We start from the raw sequence: 242 nt of genomic DNA, 5'->3' as shown, positions 1-242 counted from the left end.
GTCCTGTAGATTTACCCATAATAGAAAAATGAAGGGAGCCACTTCCTTTATAATTCCCATCCTTCGTTACATTTGCCCAAGCAACATGCTCAAGATTACAATCTACACCGATCACACCATCTGATGTACTGTAATTCGTATGAGGGTTTTTCGGCACATCGACTAAACATTTTACAATGTAATACTCCCCGTGGTCTTCCACAGACCACGCAATCGGTTTGCCATCCTTTTTCTTATTCTTA

1 pseudogene is annotated in these 242 nt (G+C 40.5%); it reads right to left on the bottom strand.

The features are described from left to right. Window positions 1-242, bottom strand: a pseudogene (locus AC1M36_RS28675) (IS200/IS605 family accessory protein TnpB-related protein); the annotation flags it as partial.

The sequence above is a fragment of the Bacillus sp. Medicinal_06 genome (assembly GCF_056711665.1).
This window is presented reverse-complemented; position numbering and strand designations above follow the sequence as displayed.